Source organism: Bradyrhizobium sp. Pha-3, assembly GCF_042258615.1.
Classification (GTDB): Bacteria; Pseudomonadota; Alphaproteobacteria; order Rhizobiales; family Xanthobacteraceae; genus Bradyrhizobium.
Genome location: NZ_CP170152.1, coordinates 6,566,339 through 6,585,832, shown reverse-complemented (window position 1 = coordinate 6,585,832; position 19,494 = coordinate 6,566,339). Strand labels below are relative to the sequence as shown.

18 protein-coding genes are annotated in these 19,494 nt (G+C 64.9%); 8 read left to right on the top strand and 10 right to left on the bottom strand.

What is annotated here, in order from left to right:
- Positions 1-91: 91 nt before the first annotated feature.
- Complete coding sequence (locus ACE10Z_RS31060; RefSeq protein WP_375784169.1) at positions 92-1,606, bottom strand: acetyl-CoA acetyltransferase; 1,515 nt, start codon at positions 1,604-1,606, stop codon at positions 92-94.
- A gap of 147 nt (positions 1,607-1,753) precedes the next feature.
- Entirely contained in the window at positions 1,754-2,887 is a 1,134-nt protein-coding gene (locus ACE10Z_RS31055; protein ID WP_375784168.1) for a nitronate monooxygenase, read from the bottom strand.
- A 282-nt stretch (positions 2,888-3,169) separates the two neighbouring features.
- Between ACE10Z_RS31055 and yghU the strand changes: the two genes are divergently transcribed.
- The gene (gene yghU / locus ACE10Z_RS31050; protein ID WP_375784167.1) at positions 3,170-4,048 is read left to right on the top strand and encodes a glutathione-dependent disulfide-bond oxidoreductase; all 879 of its coding nucleotides are present in this window, start codon (positions 3,170-3,172) and stop codon (positions 4,046-4,048) included.
- 136 nt (positions 4,049-4,184) lie between these two features.
- Here the strand turns inward: yghU and ACE10Z_RS31045 are convergent, their stop codons facing one another.
- The 4 genes from ACE10Z_RS31045 to ACE10Z_RS31030 form a co-directional block, all read right to left on the bottom strand.
- Positions 4,185-4,460 carry a GNAT family N-acetyltransferase gene (locus ACE10Z_RS31045; protein ID WP_375784166.1) on the bottom strand — a complete coding sequence of 92 codons (276 nt, stop codon included), beginning with the start codon at positions 4,458-4,460 and terminating at the stop codon, positions 4,185-4,187.
- A gap of 10 nt (positions 4,461-4,470) precedes the next feature.
- Positions 4,471-5,091 (bottom strand): flavin reductase family protein, encoded by a 621-nt coding sequence (locus tag ACE10Z_RS31040; protein WP_375784165.1) that lies wholly within the window; start codon positions 5,089-5,091, stop codon positions 4,471-4,473.
- A 145-nt stretch (positions 5,092-5,236) separates the two neighbouring features.
- On the bottom strand, positions 5,237-6,511 hold the full coding sequence (locus ACE10Z_RS31035) for an acyl-CoA dehydrogenase family protein (protein ID WP_097670521.1): 1,275 nt from the start codon (positions 6,509-6,511) through the stop codon (positions 5,237-5,239).
- A 174-nt stretch (positions 6,512-6,685) separates the two neighbouring features.
- On the bottom strand, positions 6,686-7,063 hold the full coding sequence (locus tag ACE10Z_RS31030) for a VOC family protein (protein ID WP_375784164.1): 378 nt from the start codon (positions 7,061-7,063) through the stop codon (positions 6,686-6,688).
- Positions 7,064-7,447: 384 nt separating this feature from the next.
- Here ACE10Z_RS31030 and ACE10Z_RS31025 point away from each other — a divergent pair, with 384 nt between their 5' ends.
- Positions 7,448-8,485, top strand: coding sequence for an IS110 family transposase (locus ACE10Z_RS31025; protein WP_375784163.1), 1,038 nt, complete (start codon positions 7,448-7,450; stop codon positions 8,483-8,485).
- A gap of 307 nt (positions 8,486-8,792) precedes the next feature.
- On the opposite strand, the gene ACE10Z_RS31020 is transcribed toward ACE10Z_RS31025, so the two are convergent.
- Complete coding sequence (locus ACE10Z_RS31020; protein ID WP_050406764.1) at positions 8,793-9,575, bottom strand: SDR family NAD(P)-dependent oxidoreductase; 783 nt, start codon at positions 9,573-9,575, stop codon at positions 8,793-8,795.
- A 151-nt stretch (positions 9,576-9,726) separates the two neighbouring features.
- Between ACE10Z_RS31020 and ACE10Z_RS31015 the strand changes: the two genes are divergently transcribed.
- From ACE10Z_RS31015 to ACE10Z_RS31000, 4 genes are all read left to right on the top strand, one after another.
- Positions 9,727-10,521: an enoyl-CoA hydratase/isomerase gene (locus tag ACE10Z_RS31015; protein WP_375784162.1), complete on the top strand. Its 795-nt coding sequence runs from the start codon at positions 9,727-9,729 to the stop codon at positions 10,519-10,521.
- The gene (locus tag ACE10Z_RS31010; protein WP_375784161.1) at positions 10,518-11,501 is read left to right on the top strand and encodes a phosphotransferase family protein; all 984 of its coding nucleotides are present in this window, start codon (positions 10,518-10,520) and stop codon (positions 11,499-11,501) included. Before ACE10Z_RS31015 ends, ACE10Z_RS31010 begins: the two co-directional genes overlap by 4 nt.
- Before the next feature lie 60 nt (positions 11,502-11,561).
- Positions 11,562-11,933 (top strand): DUF6285 domain-containing protein, encoded by a 372-nt coding sequence (locus ACE10Z_RS31005; protein ID WP_375784160.1) that lies wholly within the window; start codon positions 11,562-11,564, stop codon positions 11,931-11,933.
- A 72-nt stretch (positions 11,934-12,005) separates the two neighbouring features.
- Complete coding sequence (locus ACE10Z_RS31000) at positions 12,006-13,157, top strand: IS110 family transposase (protein ID WP_375784159.1); 1,152 nt, start codon at positions 12,006-12,008, stop codon at positions 13,155-13,157.
- A 413-nt stretch (positions 13,158-13,570) separates the two neighbouring features.
- On the opposite strand, the gene ACE10Z_RS30995 is transcribed toward ACE10Z_RS31000, so the two are convergent.
- Positions 13,571-14,350, bottom strand: a complete 780-nt coding sequence (locus ACE10Z_RS30995) for an enoyl-CoA hydratase-related protein (RefSeq protein WP_173641679.1) — start codon at positions 14,348-14,350, stop codon at positions 13,571-13,573.
- A gap of 220 nt (positions 14,351-14,570) precedes the next feature.
- Here ACE10Z_RS30995 and ACE10Z_RS30990 point away from each other — a divergent pair, with 220 nt between their 5' ends.
- Positions 14,571-15,845, top strand: a complete 1,275-nt coding sequence (locus ACE10Z_RS30990) for an acyl-CoA dehydrogenase family protein (RefSeq protein WP_375784158.1) — start codon at positions 14,571-14,573, stop codon at positions 15,843-15,845.
- 82 nt (positions 15,846-15,927) lie between these two features.
- Positions 15,928-16,401 carry a GFA family protein gene (locus ACE10Z_RS30985; protein WP_375784157.1) on the top strand — a complete coding sequence of 158 codons (474 nt, stop codon included), beginning with the start codon at positions 15,928-15,930 and terminating at the stop codon, positions 16,399-16,401.
- A 297-nt stretch (positions 16,402-16,698) separates the two neighbouring features.
- Here the strand turns inward: ACE10Z_RS30985 and ACE10Z_RS30980 are convergent, their stop codons facing one another.
- Positions 16,699-17,736 carry an IS110 family transposase gene (locus tag ACE10Z_RS30980; protein WP_375784156.1) on the bottom strand — a complete coding sequence of 346 codons (1,038 nt, stop codon included), beginning with the start codon at positions 17,734-17,736 and terminating at the stop codon, positions 16,699-16,701.
- Positions 17,737-17,912: 176 nt separating this feature from the next.
- Positions 17,913-19,493 (bottom strand): fatty acid--CoA ligase, encoded by a 1,581-nt coding sequence (locus ACE10Z_RS30975; RefSeq protein ID WP_375784155.1) that lies wholly within the window; start codon positions 19,491-19,493, stop codon positions 17,913-17,915.
- Position 19,494 lies beyond the last annotated feature (1 nt).

Here is a 19,494-nt window from a genome sequence, read left to right as displayed (position 1 = left end):
GGGATCATGACGGTGTTTGCAGCGCATCCTTCGAGGCTCGCTCCGCTCGCACCTCAGGATGACGGTGGAGTTTGCGGCGCGGCAGGAAGTGCTACCCCACCCGCCATTCCCGCACACCATCACTCGCCGTGACGATATTGCCCGTGCTGCCGACCGGCGTGCGGTCGAGGTCCTGCAGATACGCCAATGTCGCCGTGTCGCTCGCCGGGATGCGGCCGAGGGTGCGGCGGCCGTCTTCGGTGCGCAGCATGGTGACGCCGTGCTCGACCTCGCCATTGGCGCGATAGATCACGGTGAAGGCCTCGACCTTGCCTTTCCCGGTCGCCTCGGCGGTGAAGTCGGGCACGTTGCGCCTGTTGCGGTCGGCCTCCGCCTGCACGCTGGTCTCCTGCCTGAGTGCCGCCGTCGGCGCGGCGCGCGACAGCACGAGGCCATGGTGCTTGGTGACGAAGCCGCCCTGGCCGTAGAGCAGGCCGAGCGTGCCGCCGTTTCTGAGCTTGCGCACCATCGCGCAGGCCGAATGCGTCATGTAGGTGTTGAGCGGCGCGCCGAAGAACGTCAGACCACCGGTCACGGTCGGCTGCACGTCGGCGCCGAGGCCCAGCGTCCGGCGCGCCATCTTCGGCACGCAGGGGAAGCAGCTATAGAGCTCGATCGCGTCGAACTTCCTGCCGTCGCCGCCGACGAGGTCCATCACCGCCTTCAGCACCGCATTCTGTGCGTGGCTCTCGACGAACTGGTCGCGGATCAGATAGTCGCGCGGCTCTTCCGCCGAGGCGCCGCCGAGCGGATAGATCAGTCTGTCTTTGGGCACACCGGCCGCTCGCGCTTTGGCAAGGCTGGTCAGGATCAGCGCGCCGCCCATGTTCACGGTCGGGTTCGCCACCATCAGCTTGGTGTAGGGCCAGGCGATCATCCGGTTATCGGGCGTCGCAGTCGTGATCTCGTCGCCGGTGAAGCGCTTCTTCAGCCACGAATTCGGATTGTCGGCGGCGACGCGCGCATAGGTCGACCACAGCTCGCCGGACTCCTTCAGCGCCTCGCGCGGCGTCTGGCCCCAATGCGCAGAGGTCGCGGACTCATAGAGCGGGTAGACCGTGATCGGCCGGAACACGCCGAGCGCAACCGCAAGCGGTTTCTGGAATGCGGCGCCGCGTTTCGGCTCCTCCACGTCATGTGCGAACGGCGTCCACGGCAATTCGACGCCGGCGCGCTGTGCCTTGGTCGCGGTCGACTGCGCCTCCGCGCCGCAGACCGCGGCGACGCTGCATTCGCCGCGCGCGATGCGCTGCGCCGCCTCGTGCAGATAGCGGATCGGGCTCTCGCCGCCGACCGGGCCGTAATAGAGATGCGCGGGCGCGATGCCGAGCCGCTGCGCCAGCTGCTTCTCGGGATCGCGGTAGCGCCAGCTCAGGAAGTTGACGACGTCGAGCGACTGCACGTCGGAGAGCAGCTTTGCGCCGCTGTCGACCTCGGCGCGCTTCAGCGCCTCTTCCAGCAGAGTGAGCGGCTCGAGGCCGGCGGCGATGTCCTTGGGACGATCGACGACCTCGCCGACGCCGACGATGACGGGAATGCGGTCTTCGGGGATAGAGGAAGTTGTCATTTCTTCTTGCTTTGCTTTCTAGGTTTTCGCCACGCCGTCGCCCTTCGAGGCGCGCAAGGGCGCGCACCTCAGGGTGACGGCTACGGGGAACATCGTCATCCTGAGGTGCGAGCGTAGCGAGCCTCGAAGGATGGGCCACATATTCGATTACTCCGCCACCAGCGCGTTCATGTGCTCGACGGCTTCGACGAAATCTTCCTTGAATTCCTGCACCACGGCGCCGGCGGACTTGACGCTGTCGACCAGGCCGACACCCTGGCCGACGAAGTAGCTGACGAGATCGCGCGCCTTCTCATTTCCGGCCGCAGCCGCGCGGTCGATGGCGTTGAAGGCGTCGCGGCTGATGATGCTTTGCAGCGGCATCGGCAGCGCGCCGGGGCTGTTCGGCGAGCGATCCCAGGCGTCGGTCCACACCGAGCGGAGCTGCCGCGCCGGCTTGCCGGTGCGACCCTTCGAGCGGATGGCGTCGCGCGAGGAGGCTGCGATCATCTTCTCGCGGAAGATCTCCGAGGTCTCCGACTCCACCGTCGCTAGCCACACCGAGCCGGTCCAGGCGCCGGCCGCGCCCATCGCCATGCAGGCCGCCATCTGGCTGCCGGTCATGATGCCGCCGGCGGCGAGCACCGGCACGTCGCGGATCTTCCTGACCGCCTTGATCACCTCGGGCACCAGCACCATGGTCGAGACTTCGCCGCAATGGCCGCCGGCCTCGGTGCCCTGCGCGACCAGAATGTCGACACCGGCCGCGACCTGGCGCAATGCATGTTCCTTGGAGCCGATCAGCGCGGCGACCGGCACGCCATGCTTGCGGCCCATCTCGATCATCGCTCTCGGCGGTACGCCGAGTGCGTTCGCGATCAGCCGGATCGGATGGCGGAACGAGACCTCGAGCAACTGCAGTGCGGTCTCGGCGTCGAACGGCTGCGGCTGGTTGTCGGCGACGCTCTGCGGCGTGAGCTCGATGTTGTATTTCTTCAGGAGATTGCGGGTGAAATCGCGATGCTCCTGGGACACCCGCTTCTCGAGGCTCTTCCAGGTGACGTTCTTCTCACCCGCGGTCGAGATATTCTCGGGGATCAGCACGTCGATGCCGTAGGGCTTGCCGTCGACGTGATCGTCGATCCATTTCAATTCCTGCTCCAGCGTCTCCGGCAGATACCGGGTCGCGCCGAACACGCCGAAGCCGCCGGCACGGCTGACCGCTGCCACAACGTCGCGGCAATGGCTGAAAGCGAGCAGGGGGAATTCGATTCCCAGCATGTCGCAGATCGGTGATTTCATGGACTGGTTTTCTCCCGGCAGCCGTTTTTTGTGCTTGTTGGCATCAGGCTTCCGCGACGCTAGCGCATCATGGATGGTCAAGCCAAGCTGGTTTCCACTACGGCGATCTTGCGTGCAGGCGCTGCTCTGGCTGCGTCCCTCGCGATGCATTCCGCAAGGTAGAAAATGCGAGAGCGCAGGCTGGGCAAAGCCGAGCGCGCCCACCATCTAGTGCGAGCATACGGATGGGTGCGACGGTCGCAGGCCCAGCCTTTGGAAAACCGTAAACCGGGAGCCAACAACGTGACTGACACCTCTGCTTATGAGCCGCCGAAAGTCTGGACCTGGAACAAGGAGAGCGGCGGGCGCTTTGCCAGCATCAACCGGCCGATCGCCGGCCCGACCCATGACAAGGAACTGCCGGTCGGCCGTCATCCGCTGCAACTCTACTCGCTGGCGACGCCGAACGGCGTCAAGGTCACTGTGATGCTCGAGGAGTTGCTCGCGGCGGGCCACAAGGGCGCGGAATACGACGCGTGGCTGATCAAGATCGATGGCAACCAGTTCGGCAGCGGCTTCGTTGCGGTCAATCCGAATTCGAAGATCCCGGCCCTGATGGACCGCAGCGGGAAGGACGCCATCAGGGTGTTCGAGTCGGGCTCGATCCTGGTCTATCTTGCGGAAAAATTCGGCGCGTTCCTGCCGACCGATGCCCGGACCCGCGCGGAAACCTTCTCCTGGCTGTTCTGGCAGATGGGCTCGGCGCCGTATCTCGGCGGCGGCTTCGGGCATTTCTATGCCTATGCGCCGACCAAGATCGAATACGCGATCGATCGCTTTGCGATGGAGGTGAAGCGCCAGCTCGACGTGCTCGACCGCAGGCTCGCCGACAACGAATATCTCGCCGGCGACGTCTACACCATCGCCGACATGGCGGTGTGGCCGTGGTACGGCGGCCTTGCCAAGGGCCTGCTCTACGGTGGAGGTGAATTCCTTTCGGTGCAGGACTACAAGAATGTGCAGCGCTGGACCGACGCGATCGCGGCACGGCCCGCGGTGAAGCGCGGCCGCATGGTCAACCGCACCTGGGGCGAGCCGTCGAGCCAGCTCCACGAACGGCATGACGCCAGCGATTTCGAGACCAAGACGCAGGACAAGATCGTCGATCAGGCGGCGTCGTAAAGAAACTTGTCATGGCCGGGCTTGTCCCGGCCATCCACGTCTTTCGTTCTACGTGCTGCAAAGACGTGGATGCCCGGGACAAGCCCGGGCATGACGAAATCAGACGCTGCGCTAACCCGCCCTACGCATCAACGCGTCATCCCAGCAAATCGTCGTACTCCGGATGCTTCTTCATGAAGCCCTGGATGAACTCACACTTCACGACGAGCTTGATCTTCTGCGCGCGGACGGCGTCGAGTGTCGCACGCGCGAGCTTGGAGCCGATGCCACGGCCGCCGAGCTCCGGCGGCACCACGGTATGCACAAGCGTGATCGTATCCGGCGTCTTGCGGTAGACCACGAAGGCGGTGGTGCCATCGACGTCAAGTTCGAACCGGCTCTGCGCCTCGTTGTCGCGGAATGCTTCACTCATTGTCTTGTCCTCATGATTTCTTTGGCGCGCCTTCGGCTATGGGAAACACCACGCGGTCGTCGGTGCGGCAGTAGCGGTCCCCGAACATGCGGCCGATCGGATGGTAGTGCTCCATATGGACGCGCATGGCCTCACTGTCCCACAATTCGTCGCGGATGTGGAAGTGGATGCCCTCGCCCATGATCAGCTGACGATCGCCATTGACGTCGATCAACTTCCAGGTCTTGCACTCCATCGCGAAAGGCGCGTCGGCGAGCCGGGGCACCGCGATCTTGCTGGATGGCGCGAGCTTCAGTCCGAGATAGTCGGGCTCGCCGATCTCGGGCGGGAAGTCGCCGCTGGTTTCATGCATCGCGCGCGCCAGCGGCTCGTCGGTGAGGTTGACCACGAACTCGCCCAGGCGCTGGATGTTGACCAGGGTGTCCTTCTCGCGGCCATCCGGCCGTCGGTTGACCGCGAACATGCAGAGCGGCGGGTCCTCGCAGAACACGTTGAAGAACGAGAACGGCGCCGCGTTGATCACGCCGTCGGCGCCGAGGCTCGTCACCCAGGCGATCGGCCGCGGCAGCACGAAGGAGGTCAGCACCTTGTAGCGTTCGCGCTGGCTGAGGTCGCTGGGGGAATATTCCATGGGATGTCCGAAAACGTAGGGCGGGTTAGCGAAAGCGTAACCCGCCGCCGGCCGTTCGGAAAGCAAAAGGCGGGTTACGCTGACGCTAACCCGCCCCTACGATTCTGCTTGTTCGTCTCCCCCGAAGAGCGGGGAGAGGGGACGACTACGTCATGCTCAGTTCATGCCGGCCGACCACCATCCAGTGCACCTCGTCCGGACCGTCGGCGAAGCGCAGGTGGCGGACGTCCTGGTACATTTCGCCGAGCGGCGACCACTGCGAGATGCCGGTGGCGCCGTGCATCTGGATCGCCTGGTCGATCACCTTGCAGGCGCGCTCGGGGACCATGGCCTTGACCATCGAGACCCAGACGCGGGCTTCCTTGTTGCCGAGCACGTCCATCGCCTTGGCGGCCTTCAACACCATCAGCCGCATCGCCTCGATCTCGCAGCGCGCCTGGGCGATGATCTGCATATTGCCGCCGAGATGAGCGATCTTCTTGCCGAACGCTTCGCGGGTGAGGCCACGCTGCACCATCATGTCGAGCGCCTTCTCGGCCTTGCCGATGGTGCGCATGCAGTGATGGATGCGGCCCGGTCCGAGGCGGACCTGCGAGATCTCGAAGCCGCGGCCTTCGCCAAGCAGCATGTTCTCCTTCGGCACCTTCACATTGTTGAAGCGCAGATGCATGTGGCCGCGCGGCGCATGGTCATGGCCGAACACATGCATCGGGCCGAGGATCTCGACGCCGGGGGTGTCGATCGGGACCAGGATCTGCGACTGCTGCTTGCTCGGCGCCGCGTCGGGATTGGTCTTCACCATCACGATCATGATCTTGCAGCGCGGATCGCCGGCGCCGGAGATGTAGTACTTCTCGCCGTTGATCACCCACTCGTCGCCGACCAGCTTTGCGGTGGTCGAGATGTTCTTGGCGTCGGAGGAGGCGACGTTCGGCTCGGTCATCGCATAGGCCGAGCGGATCTCGCCGTTGAGCAGCGGCTTCAGCCACTTCTCCTTCTGCGCCTTGGTGCCGACGCGCTCCAGCACTTCCATATTGCCGGTGTCGGGCGCCGAGCAGTTCATGGTCTCGGAGGCCAGCGGGCTCTTGCCGAGCTCGGCGGCGATATAGGCGTAGTCGAGGTTGTTGAGGCCGTCGCCGGTTTCGGCATCGGGCAGGAAGAAGTTCCAGAGGCCGACCTCCTTGGCCTTGTCCTTGGCCTTCTGCAGGATCGCGAGCTGCTCGTCCGTGAAGCTCCAGCGGTTTGTCTTCTTCTCGCCGGCGCGGTAGAACTCGACCGACATCGGGTCGACGGTGTCGCGGATGAACTGCTTCACATGATCGTACAGCGGGCGGACCTTGTCCGACATGCGGAGGTCGTTGAGCTCGTCACCCGGATTGAGCGTGTAGTTCGTAGTGCGCGGCACATAGGCATGCTTCATATCGTTTCTCCCGTCGCGAAGGCGTGTTTCGCGGCGGACAATAAACGCGTGCGACGCGAAGCGCGAGCACCGATTTTCCGATCATCCTTACCGCATCGCGGAATATCGCGACGGCGTTTCAAACGTTGTTTGAACGCCGCCGCGTACAGCGTGAAAGAGTCCGGCGGACGCCGGCTAGGTCATCCGATGCATTGCGCAAATCTTGTTGCCGTCGAGGTCGCGCAAATAGGCGAGGTAGAGCTTGATGCCGCCTCCCTCGCGCACGCCCGGCGGGTCCTCGCAGGTCTTGCCGCCATTGGCGATGCCGGCCGCGTGCCAGGCATGGACCTGCTCCGGCGAAGAGCAGGCAAAGCCGATCGTGCCGCCATTGGCATGCGTCGCCGGTTCGCCGTTGATCGGCTTGGAAACCATGAAAATGCCGGCCTTGGTGAGGTACATGATGCGGTGACCGTCGACCCGGGCCGGCCGGACATCGAGCGTGCCGAGCAGCGCATCATAGAACGCCTTGGCCTTGTCCAGATCGTTGGTGCCAACCATCACGTGTGAAAACATCTGAAATATCCTCCCTGTTGTTGACGAAAGCCGCGTTGTTGCGTGCTTGCCGCTCGAACGCTTAGCAGCAGTTTTGCCGCAACGGAAGCGACGCTGCGTCGCGCCGCGCACTCTCTCTTCGGAGCAAGTCAACGCAAGACTCGGACGCACCTGCTCCGCGAGGATGCGGATGTATGACTCACAGACCGCGCAACAAATTCGCTGTCGTCCCGGGCAAGCGCAGCGCGACCCGGGACCCATAACCACCAATGATTATTGTTGCGCGACGCTGGGGCCGCAGCTCACTCCGACAACACGCCCCTGTGGTTGATGGTGTGGACGGCCCCCTACGGCATCAGTGTGCCAGAATGAGGTTGTTGCAAATCTCAGACAAAGGAGCCGTCCGTGGGAGAGATTATCCGCATTGGAATGGATACGTCGAAGCATATTTTTGTGCTGCATGGGGTTGATGCGGCGGAGCAGGTGGTGCTGCGCAAGAAGCTGTCGCGCAAGCAAGTGCTGGAGTTCTTCGCCAAATTGCCGCCGACCGTGATCGGGATGGAGGCCTGCGGAGCTTCGCAGTATTGGGCGCGGGAGCTTGGCAAGCTCGGTCACGCGGTGAGGCTGATGGCCCCGCAATTGGTGAAGCCTTACGTGATGCGGAACAAGAATGACGGGCGCGATGCAGAAGGGCTGTGTGAAGCGATGGACCGGCCGAACATGCGCTTTGTGCCGGTCAAGACGGCCGAGCAACAGGCCGCGCTGATGCTGGCGGGGCTGCGCGATGGATTGATCGCCCGGCGCACCCAGCTGAGCAACGCGATCCGCGGCTATGCGGCGGAGCTCGGCCTGATCGCGCCCAAGGGGCTCGACAAGATCGAGCCGCTGCTGGCGCGGATCGCGCAGGACGAGAGCTTGCCCAGCATGGCGCGCGAGGTGTTTGCGGTGCAGGGACGCCAATACGCTGCTCTGCAAGCCGAACTCAAGCAACTCGAGGTTAGGCTGATGGCCTGGCACCGCGCCGATGCGCTGAGCCGGCGTCTGGCGCAGATCCCATCCGTCGGCCCGATCACCGCAACACGGCTGGTGATGAAGACGCCCGATCCGCATGCGTTCCGCTCCGGCCGGCATTTTGCGGCCTGGCTCGGCCTCACACCGAAGGATCATTCCACCGGCGGCAAGACCAGGCTCGGCAAGATCACGCGGGCCGGTGACGAAGACCTGCGCCGCTTGTTCGTGGTTGGGGCGACGGCGGTCATCCAGCAGGTTCGGCGGGGCCGAGGCCATCCGTCGCGCTGGCTGCTGGCGCTGCTCAAGCGCAAGCCGCCGAAGCTGGCCGCCGTGGCGCTCGCCAACAAGGTTGCCCGCATCGCCTGGAAGCTGATGGCGACGGGCGAGAGTTACGATGCCGCGCGGCTCAATGCCATGGCGGCCGCCGCCTAACAGATTGGCCGGCCGGCGGGTTCGCCCACCAGCCGACCCGGAAGCTGCAAGAGCAGATGGAGCAATCGGTCGATCAACGATGCGAGACAGTCCGTGGGACCCATTGGCCGCCAACAGGTCGCGGGGTTGTTTGGAGCTCGCGTCGCGCAACCCATCTTGGCCAGCGACCTTTGCGCGTCGCATCAACAGGCCGGACATATGGATGCAGCGATCCGATCTACTCAGAAAGCTCTTGTGCCACGGGGGCCGTCCACATATGGGTCCCTGCTTTCGCAGGGACGACACTGGTGATGCGGCAAGCGCGAGGCTAGAACGCCGTGTACCCGCCGTCGATCACAAAGCAGTCCGCCGTATGATAGGACGAGGCCTTGCTCATGAGGTAGACGGCGATGCCGCCGAAATCGCTCGGCTCGCCGAAGCGGCGCACCGGGATGCGGGGCATTACATTGGCGACGAACTTGTCGTTGGCCATGATGCCGGCGGTCATGTCGCTCTTGATCCAGCCGGGCAGGATCGCGTTGGCGGTGACGCCGTGGCGGGCAAGCTCGACGCCGAGTGCGCGGCACAGCGCGTTCAGTGCGGCCTTGGTGCCGGCATAGTGCTCGTTGCGCGCGGTGCCGAACAGCGAGGCGAGGCTCGAGGTTGCGACCAGCCGGCCGAACTTGTCGCCCGCCTCGGAGCGCTCGGTCATGTGGCGTGCCGCAGCCTGGAATACATGGAAGACGCCGTCGAGATTGGTCGCGAACATCTTGCGCCATTCCTCCTCGGTGCGGTCGATGAAGGAGCGGCGTCCGCCGCCGCCGATGCCGGCATTGGCGAAGCAACCGTCGACGCGGCCGAAGGTGTCGAGCGTCGCCTTCATCGCGGTCTTGACCGAGCCGGGATCGCTGACGTCGCAGAATTGGGTTGCGACCTTGCCGGGCCCGGCCTTCATCGAGGCGGCGGCGTTGGCGTTTTTTTCCGCGTTGCGGCCCCAGATCGCGACGTTGCAGCCGGCGGCGTTCAACGCCTGCGCGATACCGAGGCCGATGCCGCCATTGCCGCCGGTGATGACAGCGACGCGGCCGGTGAGATCGAAGATGCCACTCATTGGGGTTTCCATTTGGTTTGGTGCGCGCTAATCACGCGTTCACGGATGGGCTTGCCGCCGACCATGGACAAGCCCGGCTCAAAAATCAAATATGGGTCGAAGCATCGACCTACCGCGGTACCAACCGGCGAAGCAACGTAAAGAGGAAACCATGCAGTTCAAGCACGTCACGCTCGACTTCGACGGATCGGTCGCGATCCTCAAGCTCGACCATCAGGAAGTCATGAACGCGGTCTCGATCGACATGCTGGGCGGTCTTGCCGAGGCGCTCGATGCGATCGACGACAAGCGCGCCGAGGTGCGCTGCCTGGTGATCACGGGCGCGGGCCGCGCCTTCTGCACCGGCGCCAATCTGCAGGGGCGCAACCAGCAGCAGAAGCCCGGCAAGAGCAATGCCGGCGCGGCGCTGGAGACCGCGTTCCATCCGTTCCTGCGCCGATTGCGTAAGCTGCACTGTCCGATCGTGACGGCGGTGAACGGTCCGGCCGCCGGCGCCGGCATGAGCTTCGCCTTGATGGGCGACCTCATCCTGTGCGCGCGCTCGTCCTATTTCTTGCAGGCGTTCCGCCGCATCGGCCTGGTGCCGGATTGCGGCTCGACCTGGCTGCTGCCGCGGCTGATCGGCAAGGCGCGCTCGGTCGAACTGTCGCTGCTCGGCGAGCGGCTGCCGGCCGAGAAGGCGCTGGAATGGGGCCTCGTCAACCGCGTCTATGACGACGGCGCGCTGATGGAGGAGACCATGAAGCTCGCGCACGATCTCGCCAACGGCCCGACGGTGGCACTGTCGCTGATCCGCAAGCTCTATTGGGATAGCCCGGAAAATTCCTTCGAGGAGCAGCTCAACCAGGAATTCGAGTCGCAGCGGATCGCGGGTGGTGCCGAGGATTTCAAGGAAGGTGTCACCGCATTCCTCGAAAAGCGGCCGGCGAAGTTCAAGGGCAAATGATCGAGACCGACCTCACGCGCTGCGTCGCCTCGTTTCATCCTGGCGCGACCGGCGTCACCGGCGCCGCAAAACTCTCCGGCGGTGCCAGCCAGGAGACCTGGACGTTCGACATCGTGCACCCGAACGGCACTATCGGCGCGATCCTGCGCCGCGCGCCGCCGGGCTACGGTGCCGCGCCCGGCCGCGCCGCCGGCCTCGATGCCGAGGCGACGCTGATGCAGCTCGCGCATGACGCGGGCCTGCCGTCGCCGAAGGTGATGCATGTGCTGAGGCCCGAGGACGGCCTCGGCCGCGGCTTCATCATGGCGCGGGTCGAAGGCGAGACCATCGCGCGCAAAATTTTGCGCGACGAGGAATTTGCCAAGGCGCGGCCGATCCTGGCCCGCCAGCTCGGCCGCGTCATCGCCGGCATTCATGGCTTGCCGCAGGCAAAACTGCCGAAGCTGCGCAGCCTGACGGCGACCAGGGAGATCGAGGATCTCGCCCGCGAGTATCACAGCTTCAACTGGCCGCGGCCGGTGTTTGAGCTGGCGTTGCGCTGGCTGCGCGATCACGATCCCGGTCCGTCGTCGGAGGTGACTCTGGTGCATGGTGACTTCCGCCACGGCAATCTGATCATCGGCCCCGACGGGGTGCGCGCGGTGCTCGACTGGGAGCTCGCGCACACCGGCGATCCCATGGAGGATCTCGGCTGGATCTGCGTCAACTCGTGGCGCTTCGGCGAGATCGACAAGCCGGTCGGCGGCTTCGGCTCCCGCGAGGACCTGTTCGCAGGCTATGAGGAGGCCGGCCGCAAGGTCGACCCCGATCGCGTGATGTTCTGGGAAGTGATGGGCACGCTGCGCTGGGGCGTGATGTGCTGCGGCATGATGCAGCGCTTCCGCTCCGGCCCCGATCACTCGATGGAGCGCGCGATGATCGGACGGCGTGCGTCGGAGACCGAGATCGATCTGCTTAGGCTGCTGGCACCGCGCGCATGATCCCGAAAAGTCGGGGCCGGTTTTCGGAATCGATCATGCGCCAAAGAGAGAGCAAGTGAGATGCAGGACGAACCGACACCCACCGAACTGATCAAGGCCGTCGCCGATTTCCTGCGCACCGAGATCGCGCCCGCGATCAAAGGGCACAACAGCTTCAAGCTGCGCGTCGGCATCAACGCGCTCGATCTGGTGACGCGGCAGCTCGCGCTCGCCGAGGCTGATGATGCGACCGAGGCCGCGCGGCTGAAGGCGCTGCTCGGCGTCGACGGGTCGCTGATGGAGCTCAATCGCGTGCTGTCGGAGAGGATCGCAAGCGGCGAGGTCGATTTGAAAACGCCGGGTCTGCCGGAGCATCTCTGGCGGACCACGATGGACAAGCTCGCGGTCGATCAGCCGAACTACGCGTCCTACAAGAGGGAACTCGGAACGTAGATTCCATGGGGCGGTGAGCGTGGCCTATCCGATAGGTTTGGGTTTGGACACTCGAACCATCGGAGAAGTCAGATGCAAGCATCGACTAAAGTCACGCCCACCGCCGGCGATTGTGACACAATTTTCGTTGCGATCGAACTGAGTCAAAAGACGTGGCTGGTGACGCTGCATAGCCCGGACCGGGAGCGGATGTCGCGCCACAAGCTGGAAGGGGGCGATCACGCCGGACTGCTGGTGTTGATCGAACGGATCCGCGCCAAGGTGGCGGGGAAGCTCGGATCGGCGCCCCGTGTGGTGAGCTGCTATGAGGCCGGCTATGACGGCTTCTGGCTGCACCGGCTGCTGGAGGCGGCGGGGATTTTGAACTTCGTGTTCGACCCCGCGAGCATTGCGGTGGAACAGCGGTCGCGGCGGGCGAAGACGGATCGGATCGACGGCGAGCTTCTGCTGCGTACCCTGATGGCCTATTTGCGGGGCGAGCCGCGGGTGGTGCGGATCGTTCGCGTGCCGCGCGTGGAAGCGGAGGACGCCCGGCGCGCCAGCCGCGAGCGCGACCGGCTGGTCACCGAGCAGACGGCTCACACCAACCGGATCAAGGCGCTGCTGCGCCTTCTGGGCATGGCGGTCGGCAACCCGCGCCGACGGGACTGGCTTGCCTGGCTCAAACGGCAACGCGACTGGCAGGGCGAGACGCTGCCGCCGCATCTTCTGGCCGAGATCAAGCGCGAGCAGGCGCGCCTGATGCTGGTGCGCGAACAGCTCGCGGCCCTGGAGCAGACCCAGGCTGCGGAAGCTTCTCCGGCCGTTCCCACGCCGATGGTCGAGCGGCGGGATCAATTGCAGCGGCTCAAGGCGCTCGGTCCGGCCTTCACGGCAACGCTGGTGAACGAGCTGTTCTACAAAGACTTCCGCAACCGGCGCGAGGTCGCCAGCTATTGCGGATTGACGCCCAGTCCCTGGCGCAGCGGCGGCATTGATCGCGAGCAGGGCATCAGCAAGGCCGGCAATCGCCGCGCCCGCCACAAGGCGATCGAACTGGCCTGGCTGTGGCTCCGCCACCAGGGCGACAGCGCGCTCAGCCGCTGGTTCCGCAGCCGCACCGCCAACGCCGGCAAGCGCGCCAAACGCGTCGCCATCGTCGCCCTGGCGCGCAAGCTGATCGTGGCGTTGTGGCGCTACCTCACCACCGGCCTCGTTCCCGAGCAGGCAACCATGAAGGCGTAGAACAAATCACACCACCACGCGCCGCGGCTTCGCCGCGCTCCGTGCGGGATGGATGATGACCGTGCCATCCTAGGGCTTCAAACGCCGTTTCGTAGATGGGTCTCATCCTCGCCAGGCTTCCTCGCCGCAAGCATGCGGAAGGTGGGTACGGATCAAACAATCCGACCGGATATGAGGTGATGCAGTGAGCTGCAGCAATCTTCGGAAGCCAATCCTCGCCCCGAGCCCGGTCGTCGCGCTGCGCTACGCATGGCTCCGCGCGCCGCCCTCTTGCCGTCAAACCCTAACCCGGACCTCTCGAACAGGCTTGACTCAAAATTCCCCATATGAGGATGGGTGGAGCGGCGCTCAACAGGCCGCGATACATCCGACGTCGTCCCGGCCTTCGCCGGGACGACGAGTGGAGAGAGCGGTTACCGCCCCAGCCACTTCGGCGGGCGCTTCTCCGAAAATGCCTTCGGGCCCTCGATGTAATCCTGCGAGGCGGCCATCGCCTTCACTGCGGGATAGTCGCGCTGCTCGGCCAGCGCCTGCTCGAGCGAGACTTCGAGGCCCTTCTGGATCGCCTGCTTGGAGGCGCGGATCGACATCGGCGAGTTCTTGGCGATGGTCTCTGCCCAGCGTTCGGCGGCGGCCAGCGCCTCGCCCTGCGGCACCACCTCGTTGACGAAGCCGAGCTCGAGTCCCTCCTTGGCGCTGACATGGCGCGCGGTCAGGATCATGCCCATCGCGCGCTTCAGCCCGATCTGGCGCGGCAGCCGCTGCAGGCCGCCGGCAAGCGCCGCGAGGCCGACGCGCGGCTCGGGCAAAGCGAAGGTCGCATTCTCGGACGCAATGATCAGGTCGCAGGCCAGCGCGACCTCGAAGCCGCCGCCCATCGCGACGCCGTTGACGGCGGCGATGATCGGCTTGTCGCAGTCGAAGCGGGTGGTCAGCCCGGCGAAGCCGCCCTTGTCCCAGCCGCGCTTGCCGCCCGCGGCCTGCCATTTCAGGTCGTTGCCGGCGCAGAACGCCTTGTCGCCGGCGCCGGTGACGATCGCGACCCACTGCTCGGGATCGGCGGAGAAGTCGTCGAACACCTTGTTGAGCTCGAAATGCGCGTCGATATGCAGCGCGTTGTAAACCTCGGGCCGCGACAGCGTCACGATGGTGATGGGACCCTTGCGCGTCACCTTGGAGAATTTCAGATCCATGTTTGCTCCCGTCGATTTTCTGCGGCGAAGAATATGGTTGATATCCTACCGCCTGCGCCCCGTTCCGCGCCATCCAATTACGCAACGCAACCGCGCGCGCAAGCCTCATCGGCCCGCTTGACTTGGCCACGCGCTTCTCACCTTAATCGATCCGAACGCGCCTGCGCGATAGCGCCTAAACGCAAAACCAGAAACAACAATATCTTCGGGAGAGATCGCCTTGGATTTCAATCTACCGGCTGACCTGACAACCTATCTCGCCGAGCTCGATCGCTTCATCGAACGCGAGATCAAGCCGCTGGAAGCGGCGGACGACAACATCCGCTTCTTCGATCATCGCCGCGAATGGGCGCGCACCGATTTCGACAAGGGCGGCCTGCCGCGGCATGAATGGGAGCTCTTGCTGCGCAAGGTCAAGAATCTGGCCGACGGCGCCGGCCATCTGCGCTTCGCAATCCCGAAGCGCTACGGCGGCAAGGACGGCTCCAATCTCTGGATGGCTGTGATCCGCGAGCATTTTGCCTCGAAGGGCCTCGGCCTGCACAACGATCTGCAGAACGAACACTCGATCGTCGGCAATCTGCCGATCGTGACCATGCTCGACCGCTATGGAACCGACGAGCAGAAGGCGATGATCGATGGCTCCATCACCGGCAAGTATCGCATCACGTTCGGCCTGACCGAGCCCGAGCACGGTTCCGACGCCACGCATATGGAAACCAGGGCGGTGCCGGCGACGCGTGACAACGTCAAGGGCTGGATCATCAACGGCGAGAAGATGTGGACGACAGGCATGCATGTCGCGACCCACTGCGCGCTGTTTGCCCGCACCTCGGGCAATGACGGCGACGCGCGCGGCATCAGCTGCTTCCTGGTGCCGGCGCAATCGGCGGGCGTGAAGGTCGAGGAGTACATGTGGACCTTCAACATGCCGACCGATCATCCGCGCGTCAGCTTCACCGACGTGTTCGTGCCTGAGGATGCGCAGTTCGGCGAGGTCGGCCGCGGCCTGTCGCTGGCGCAATGCTTCGTGCACGAGAACCGCATCCGCCAGGCGGCAAGCTCGCTCGGCGCCGCCGTCTATTGCATCAACGAGAGCGTGAAGTATGCGCGCGAGCGCAAGCCGTTCGGCAAGGCGCTGGCCGAGAACCAGGCGATCCAGTGGCCGCTGGTCGAGCTTGCGACCCAGGCCGAGATGCTGCGGCTGCTGATCCGCAAGACCGCCTGGGAGATGGACCAACTAACCCAGGCGCAGGTCGAGCACACGCTGTCGGACCGGGTCTCGATGTGCAATTTCTGGGCAAACCGGCTGTGCTGCGAGGCCGCCGACCGCGCCATGCAGGTGCATGGCGGCATGGGCTATTCGCGCCACAAGCCGTTCGAGCACATCTACCGCCATCATCGCCGCTATCGCATCACCGAAGGCAGCGAAGAGATCCAGAAGCGCAAGGTGGCGGGCTTCCTGTTCGGCTACATGGGCGCCGGCAAGCACTGAGGAACCAGAGCGTTTTCGAGCGAAGTGGATACCGGTTCGCGTGAAGAAAACGCGTCAAACAAGGATCTAGAGGCGGTACGACATGGAAGGTGGATGCACCTGCAGGAATGTCCGCTACCGTCTCAACGGCAGCCCGATGATCGTGCATGCCTGCCACTGCACCTGGTGCCAGCGCGAGACTGGCACCGTGCACGCGCTCAACGCGATGTACGAGGCCGAGCGGGTCGAGCACGTCGCGGCCGAGCCCGAGATCGTCGACACGCCGTCGGCGAGCGGCAAAGGGCAGAAGATCGCCCGCTGCCCGCGCTGCAAGGTCGCGGTGTGGAGCAACTATCCGGGCGCCGGACCCGCGGTTCGCTTCGTTCGCGTCGGCACGATGGATGATCCGAGTCAGTGTCCGCCCGACGTCCACATCTTCACGTCGTCGAAGCTGCCGTGGGTGACGTTCCCGCCGGGCGCCAAGGTGTTCACCGAGTATTACGATCGGAGAGAAGTCTGGCCGGAGGAGGCGCAGGAGCGCTGGCGCGTCCTGCGGGAGAGGATGAAGAAGACCTGACGACTCTCTCCACCGTCGTCCCGGCGAAGGCCGGGACCCATATGTGGACGGCCCCCGTGGCACAAGAGCTTTCTGAGTAGATCGGATCGCTGCATCCATATGTCCGGCCTGTTGATGCGACACGCAATGGTCGCTGGCCAAGATGGGTTGCGCGACGCGAGCTCCAAACAACCCCGCGACCTGTTGGCGGCCAATGGGTCCCACGGACTGTCTCGCATCGTTGATCGACCGATTGCTCCATCTGCTCTTGCAGCTTCCGGGTCGGCTGGTGGGCGAACCCGCCGGCCGGCCAATCTGTTAGGCGGCGGCCGCCATGGCATTGAGCCGCGCGGCATCGTAACTCTCGCCCGTCGCCATCAGCTTCCAGGCGATGCGGGCAACCTTGTTGGCGAGCGCCACGGCGGCCAGCTTCGGCGGCTTGCGCTTGAGCAGCGCCAGCAGCCAGCGCGACGGATGGCCTCGGCCCCGCCGAACCTGCTGGATGACCGCAGTCGCCCCAACCACGAACAAGCGGCGCAGGTCTTCGTCACCGGCCCGCGTGATCTTGCCGAGCCTGGTCTTGCCGCCGGTGGAATGATCCTTCGGTGTGAGGCCGAGCCAGGCCGCAAAATGCCGGCCGGAGCGGAACGCATGCGGATCGGGCGTCTTCATCACCAGCCGTGTTGCGGTGATCGGGCCGACGGATGGGATCTGCGCCAGACGCCGGCTCAGCGCATCGGCGCGGTGCCAGGCCATCAGCCTAACCTCGAGTTGCTTGAGCTCGGCTTGCAGAGCAGCGTATTGGCGTCCCTGCACCGCAAACACCTCGCGCGCCATGGTGGGCAAGCTCTCGTCCTGCGCGATCCGCGCCAGCAGCGGCTCGATCTTGTCGAGCCCCTTGGGCGCGATCAGGCCGAGCTCCGCCGCATAGCCGCGGATCGCGTTGCTCAGCTGGGTGCGCCGGGCGATCAATCCATCGCGCAGCCCCGCCAGCATCAGCGCGGCCTGTTGCTCGGCCGTCTTGACCGGCACAAAGCGCATGTTCGGCCGGTCCATCGCTTCACATAGCCCTTCTGCATCGCGCCCGTCATTCTTGTTCCGCATCACGTAAGGCTTCACCAATTGCGGGGCCATCAGCCTCACCTCGTGACCGAGCTTGCCAAGCTCCCGCGCCCAATACTGCGAAGCTCCGCAGGCCTCCATCCCGATCACGGTCGGCGGCAATTTGGCGAAGAACTCCAGCACTTGCTTGCGCGATAGCTTCTTGCGCAGCACCACCTGCTCCGCCGCATCAACCCCATGCAGCACAAAAATATGCTTCGACGTATCCATTCCAATGCGGATAATCTCTCCCACGGACGGCTCCTTTGTCTGAGATTTGCAACAACCTCATTCTGGCACACTGATGCCGTAGGGGGCCGTCCACACCATCAACCACCGCCGTTTGTTGTTGAACCACGCTGGGGCCGCATCCGTCTCGGCCAACTGCCTTTTGTGGCAATGGGTCCCGGCCTTCGCCGGGACGACGGAGGTTAGTTCACCTGCCGGTCCTTGCCCGCCCAGTACGGTTCACGCAGGCTCCGCCGCAAAATCTTGCCCGACGGGTTGCGCGGCAGCGCCGGGATGAAGTCGACCGATTTCGGCGTCTTGTAGCCGGCGATCCGCTCGCGGGTGAAGTTGATGATGTCGGTCGCCGTCGCGCTCTTGCCCGGCTTCATCACCACCACGGCCTTCACCGCCTCGCCCCATTTGTCGTCGGGGATGCCGATGACGGCGGCCTCCGCCACGTCCGGGTGATCGCACAGCGCGCTCTCGACCTCGGCCGGATAGATGTTCTCGCCGCCGGAGATGATCATGTCCTTGATGCGGTCGTGGATGTAGAGATAGCCGTCACTGTCCATGTAGCCGGCGTCGCCAGTGCGCAGCCAGCCGTCGCTATCGATGGTACGCGCGGTGGCCTCGGGCAGATTCCAGTAGCCGGCCATGTTGGAGCCGGAGCGGGTGGCGATCTCGCCGACCTCGCCCGGCGGCAGCGGCTTGCCGTCGGCGTCGAGGATCGCAAGCTCGATGCCGGGCAATGCCTTGCCGGCCGAGCGCATCCGGTCGAGCCCCTCGATGTGATCCTCCGGCGGCAGCGCGACGATGGTGCCGGTGGTCTCGGTCATGCCGTACATCTGCACGAAGCCGCATTTGAAGACCTCGATGCATTCCTTCAGCAGCGCCGCCGGGATCGGCGAGGCGCCATACAGCATGTATTTCAGGCGCGAGAAGTCGACCTGCCGCGCGCGCGGCTGCCGCACCACGAACTGCATCGCGGCCGGCACCATGAACAGCTTGGTGATGCCGGACTGCTCGAAGAAGTCGAGCACCTTGGTCGGGTCGAACTCGCGGGCGATGACGCCGCGGGCGCCGTGATAGAGCCCCATGACGCCCCAGCCGGAGCCGCCGATGTGGAAGATCGGCATCGCGACCAGCGAGACGTCGTCGGTGGTCCACCGGTTCCATTCCGGCTTCTCGGCCTCGTTGCCGCTCTGCACCAGATTGAGGAAGTTGGCGTGCGACAGCATCGCGCCCTTCGGCTTGCCGGTCGTGCCCGAGGTGTAGAGCTGGATCGCGATGTCCTTGGGCTCGATCGCAACGCGCGGATCATCGCCGCTCTGCGCGTCGCGCCAGGCGAGATAGTCGGGCCATTCCGGCGCGCCGCCCTCGGTCGTGATGACGGTGCGGACGCTGGGCAGCTTGTCCCTGATGTTGCGCGCCTGCGTGACGAATTCGGGACCGACGAACAGGACCGGCGCCTTGCAGTCGTCGACGATGAAGGCGACCTCGGGGCCTGCGAGGCGCCAGTTCACCGGCGCCATCACCACGCCGGCCTTCATCGCACCCATCAGCAATTCGAAATAGAAGTCGCTGTTCTTGCCGAGATAGGCGATGCGCTCGCCCTTCCTGATGCCCATCGCGATCAGCGCGTTGGCGACGCGGTTGGTCTTGATGTCGAATTCGGCGAAGCTGGTCTGCCGGCCCTCGAACTCATAGGCCAGCGCATCGCCGCGGCCCTTGGCGCGATCGCGCACCATGTCGGCAAGGTTGCTCAGTTTCGGCGCGTCGGACATG